This is a genomic window from uncultured Candidatus Puniceispirillum sp. (genome assembly GCF_963979125.1).
Taxonomy (GTDB): Bacteria; Pseudomonadota; Alphaproteobacteria; order Puniceispirillales; family Puniceispirillaceae; genus Puniceispirillum.
This window is the reverse complement of sequence record NZ_CAXBVX010000129.1, coordinates 1-4,781: the sequence shown is the minus strand read 5'-3', so window position 1 is coordinate 4,781 and position 4,781 is coordinate 1. Positions and strand designations below refer to the sequence as shown.

5 protein-coding genes are annotated in these 4,781 nt (G+C 47.2%); 4 read left to right on the top strand and 1 reads right to left on the bottom strand.

What is annotated here, in order from left to right:
* The 3 genes from ABNT28_RS10055 to ABNT28_RS10045 all read left to right on the top strand — a co-directional run.
* Positions 1-677, top strand: a 677-nt coding sequence (locus tag ABNT28_RS10055) for a tripartite tricarboxylate transporter substrate binding protein (RefSeq protein WP_348721514.1), incomplete at its 5' end; no start/stop codon positions are given.
* 107 nt (positions 678-784) lie between these two features.
* Positions 785-1,264, top strand: a complete 480-nt coding sequence (locus tag ABNT28_RS10050; RefSeq protein ID WP_332925059.1) for a tripartite tricarboxylate transporter TctB family protein — start codon at positions 785-787, stop codon at positions 1,262-1,264.
* Between the two features lie 7 nt (positions 1,265-1,271).
* Positions 1,272-2,918, top strand: coding sequence for a tripartite tricarboxylate transporter permease (locus ABNT28_RS10045; protein ID WP_332925060.1), 1,647 nt, complete (start codon positions 1,272-1,274; stop codon positions 2,916-2,918).
* 129 nt (positions 2,919-3,047) lie between these two features.
* Here ABNT28_RS10045 and ABNT28_RS10040 read toward each other — a convergent pair whose 3' ends face one another.
* Positions 3,048-4,121: a 4-oxalomesaconate tautomerase gene (locus ABNT28_RS10040; protein WP_348721513.1), complete on the bottom strand. Its 1,074-nt coding sequence runs from the start codon at positions 4,119-4,121 to the stop codon at positions 3,048-3,050.
* Positions 4,122-4,383: 262 nt separating this feature from the next.
* Here ABNT28_RS10040 and ABNT28_RS10035 point away from each other — a divergent pair.
* Positions 4,384-4,781 (top strand): NAD(P)-binding domain-containing protein (locus ABNT28_RS10035; protein WP_348721512.1); only part of this gene is annotated, 398 nt, incomplete at its 3' end.

Sequence of the window (4,781 nt, the reverse complement as noted above, 5' to 3'; positions counted from 1 at the left end):
AGTCAGCGATCACCAGCTTTTTGAATGGCCGGATCGATTTCCATTATAATGGCTTTGATACTGTTGCCAATGTCACCGTAACACCTGACATCATCGGCGCAACTGCAGATGCACCTTTCAATTCGATTCAGGAAATGGCCAGCTATGCCAAAGCCAATCCGGGCAAGGTTTCAGCCGGCGCCACTTTTGGGTCTACATCACATTTCATCTGGCTCTTGCTGGAAAAGAAAATGGGGATCAAATTAAATCTTGTTCCTTATGACGGTACCTCAGAAAGAATGAACGCGCTGTTGTCAGGTGCTATCACTCTTGGCGCAGTTAATGTGGCTTCAGGTAAGAAGCATCTACAGGCCGGTACAATTAAGCCGCTGGCGATTGCATCGGATGACCGTGATAAAGCAATTCCTGATGTTCCAACTCTTAAACAAGCTGGCTATGACATGACCTTTGCTCTCGAGCGCGGTATTGTAGCGCCAAAAGGAACCCCACGTGAAATAATTGACATGTGGGCGGGCATTATTAAGCAGGCGGTCGACAACCCTTCACTGCAAGCCGCAATGGACGCTAAAGGCACCGGCCTTCGCTTCCAGGGTCCTGATGATTTCCGTGCTTATGCTGACAAGATCTATAGTGACTATGAAGCTGTTGCTATCGAAATTGGTATGTACAAAAAATAGTCGGGTTGCTGCCGTGGCGAGTGGCTATCATAAAAGTAAAAGCTGGTGGCATGATGCCACCAGCTTCTTATTAACCTTACAATATTTTCTAATGGCGCGGTCTTAATATGACACTTAATCGGGATAGCTTAATAGCATTATGTCTCATTTTGATGTGTGGCGGTCTTATGCTTGCCAGCTTTGAAATTCGCGAGCCTGACTATGGTGTATTATCACCCGCAGCCTGGCCTCGGCTAATTATCATAATTATTAGTATTTTGAGTGTGATTTATTTGCTGCAATCCATTGGCATGCCAAAAGAGCGTAAAGATGCCACCCCAAGAAAGACTATTAGCGAATTTATTTTGTATTGGCGAAATGTGATTGCCGTTTTTTCAATTTTTGCTGTTTACCTAATTACGCTGCCTTATTTAGGCATGCTGATTGGCAACGTTTTATTTAGTTTTATCTTGCTGACTGTTCTGGGTGGCTGGAGTTCAATTTTAATGCATTTATTGGTTGCGCTTGGGGCTTCTGGAGGCATGTGGTTTTTATTCACCTTTGCGTTGGAAGTGTTCCTTCCACGCGGGTCTTTGACGGGGCTTTGATCGTCATATGGATATTTTTCTTGAAGCACTTTTTAACATAATTGATCCAATAACTTTGATTTATATGGTCATTGGTGTTGGTGCAGGGCTAATGGCTGGTTCTATTCCAGGCTTTACAATTGCAATGGCGATTGTTTTAACGCTGCCATTCACTTTTTCGATGCCACCCGCACAAGGGCTCGCAACCATGATTTCAGTTCTGGTCGGTGGTCTTTCTGGCGGCCTTATGTCTGGCATCCTAACAGGCATTCCAGGAACCCCATCTTCAGTTGCGACGACCTTTGATGGGTTTCCGATGGCGCGTAATGGTGAACCTGGCCTTGCGCTTGGCATCGGCGTTTGGTCATCATTTTGTGGCGGCATTATCTCAGCAGTTCTTCTGGTGCTGTTCGCACCCCAGCTCGCGATGGTCGGCTTAGAGTTCCAGCCTTGGGATTTTTTCATGCTGGTTATGTTTGCCTTAACTGTGACAGCATCACTAGCTGGCGAACATCTGATTAAGGGTTTGATTGCCGGTGCTGCGGGTTTGCTTATCCGGACGGTTGGCGAGGATGAAGCAGTTGGCGTTGGCCGGTTTGATTTTGGTTCTGACTATCTTTTGACAGGTTTTGATTTTATTGCAGTGTTGATTGGATTGTTTGCCTTTTCCCAGCTGCTGTCTGATTTGCGCAATCCCGTAACTGCGCGAAATGCCCTTAGCGACCGCAAACAAGTCAAGGTAAAAATAGAGCACCGTCGCGCCATCGCTATTTTGATCAAAAATTGGGTAGTGGTAATCCGTTCAGCACTGATTGGAATGTTCACAGGGATTTTGCCTGGTGCCGGCGGTTCCATCGCAAATATTCTCGCTTATGATCAAGCCAAAAAAGCAGCCAAAGATGACTCAAAATTTGGCAAGGGCGACCCACGCGGCATTATTGCGCCAGAGACATCAAATAATGCTGTTGAAGGCGGTGCACTAACCCCTCTTATGGCTCTTGGTATACCCGGTGATATCACGGCAGCAATTATGCTAGGGGCTTTACTCATGCATGATATTGTGCCCGGGCCGACTTTCATCAAGGATGAACCTGCCCTCGCTTATTCAATATACATCGCCTTTTTCTTGGCCAGCTTCATTATGATTGGTATGCAGTCAGGTGTTCTCCGCGTTTTTGTTTTGGTCACTCGAATTAAAACCTATGTGCTAGCAACAGTAATTTTGACCTTTGCAACCATCGGTGTATTTGCGCTTCATAATTCAATTGAAGATATCTGGACCTTGTTCTTCTTTGGTATCCTAGGTTTTGTTATGCGCCAATTGGGATTTCCACTAGCGCCGATGATCCTTGGTGTTGTTCTTGGTAATATTGCGGAATTAAATTTAGCTCGAGCCTTAGCAATTGACGCCGACCCTATGCTGTTTTTTGTTCGGCCTTGGTCTCTGTTCTTTGCCATTGTTGCCGTATTCTCAATGATTTTCCCAATTTATCAGAAACATCGCGATACTGGCTCGTTGATTGAGCGGCTATTTTCACCATTAGTGCTGCTTTCCCTATCATTACCATTATTCATGATGGGCGGCTTTTTGCGGACAACCCTGGCGATTGCAGCAATCGCTATTAGCAGCTTTATCCTCTGGCGCCGGTTTGGTAGCAGTAAATCAAAAGTTTAAACGCGCCACCCCTTTAATGGAATTTGGAACGGGCACTCACAATTGTCAGGGCACAAAATTAATTGTCTTGGTTCTGTTTGGAAAGGCCCTCGAGTAAAAAAGTGGCCGTATGGGTTTTATAACCGACTGTTAACTGGAAACAAATAACTGCCCTGATGCTAATTTGCGCGCAGTGCGAACCAGCCCAGCAGATCTCAGATCAAGCCCATTGTTGGTGACATCATAGTCGACAACCACGTCAATCGTTCCAGATGGATGCTCGATGGTAACTGTTGCTGGATTTGCGCTTGGCCGCGTCAATAGCCCGTCGGCAACACTGCCAGGGGTAATAGCACAAGAAGCCAGACATTGCGCACCAGTTACCGCCATCGTTGGGTGTGCTTGCCATGGCATAAAATAACGGGCAGCAATGGTGCCGCCAGCCTTTGCCGGCGCAAACACAGCAAATTTTGGTGTAACAGATTTGCGCACATCCCCCATGCCCATCGCCTTACCAGCGGCGAGCCTTACTGTTTCCATCTTAGTCATGAAGTCTTTATTGGCTTCAAGCTCTTCAACAGACTCATATCCAGAAAGTTCAAATGCGTCGGCGCGCGCGCAAACGGTTGGCATTGCGACATCCATACAGGTCACTTCAATATCATCAAATTGGTCACGAAGGTTACCCGTTGGCAACAATTTACCCGTGGCCGCACCAACAACATCCATAAATTGTAAATCAATGCGCGCAGCGGTTCCAGGCACACCATCAATGGCCGTATCGCCATCATAGTGCACAACCCCACCCGGCGTTTGCACCCTTGCCACGACCAATGCGCCTGTATTAACAAGCTTGATCCGCACTTCGGTAACGGGATCACTGGCTGGCATAAGCCCCATTTCAATCGCCGCTGGGCCAACACCCGATAGAATATTACCGCAGGTTGGTTTGAAATCGACAAGCTGTTCCAACACCGAAACCTGCGCAAAGAAATAATCAATATCAGCCGCATCATCGGCAGATCGTGACAGCATCGCAACCTTGTTGGTCACAGCATTGCCGCCACCAATACCATCAATGTTCAATGGATGACCCGCGCCAACCACCTGAAGCAGGATTTTGGCAATAGCATCACGATCAGATGGCAAATCAGCTGCATTAAAATAAGGGCCGCGCGACGTGCCGCCACGCATAAACAGAAATGGAATTTCACGCTGAGCCATTTGAAGGATCCTTAACGAAAGATATATGTGGGATGCTGGCCGCTAATATTGTCATGCGACAATGCCAAGCAAGATTAGGCCAGCAAAATTATTATAATTGGTAAGAAGGCTAATGCACAATGTCCGCGCTGACAACTGTTGTCATATGTGCGCCACCATATATACGCCGCCATATATACAAGGCAAAATTTCTGTATAGACTGATAGTTGGCGGTTTCATTTCGGCACCACCACCGGTCATCTTTTTAAGGGGTAAAATACGATGCGTAACAGCGGTATTGGGTTTATCGGCCTCGGCCAAATGGGGCTTGGCATGGCCAATAATCTGGCCAAAATCGCCGCACCATTTTACGCTTATGACGCGGTGCCAGCCGCCACTGACAGGCTGGATGGCGACGATATCATCATTGCCGGCACAATTGGCAATCTGGCGGCGAATTGTCATCTCATATTCCTATGCCTTCCATCTGCCAAAGAGGTGAATGAGGTAATTTTTGGCGCTGGTGGTATTGCAGAATCGGTACAAGGTGATCTTGCCATTATCGACACCTCAACAATTGACCGCCTTGAGGCCATTGCCATCCATGATCAATTGGCAAGCCGTAGCATTACCTATGCTGATTGTCCGATTTCCGGCCTTCCCTTTCGCGCCACAGACGG

Excerpts from the sequence above, each read along its gene's own strand:
- ABNT28_RS10050 (WP_332925059.1), top strand. The coding sequence starts at position 785 with ATGACACTTAATCGGGATAGCTTAATAGCATTATGTCTCATTTTGATG.
- ABNT28_RS10045 (WP_332925060.1), top strand. The coding sequence starts at position 1,272 with ATGGATATTTTTCTTGAAGCACTTTTTAACATAATTGATCCAATAACT.
- ABNT28_RS10040 (WP_348721513.1), bottom strand. The coding sequence starts at position 4,121 with ATGGCTCAGCGTGAAATTCCATTTCTGTTTATGCGTGGCGGCACGTCG.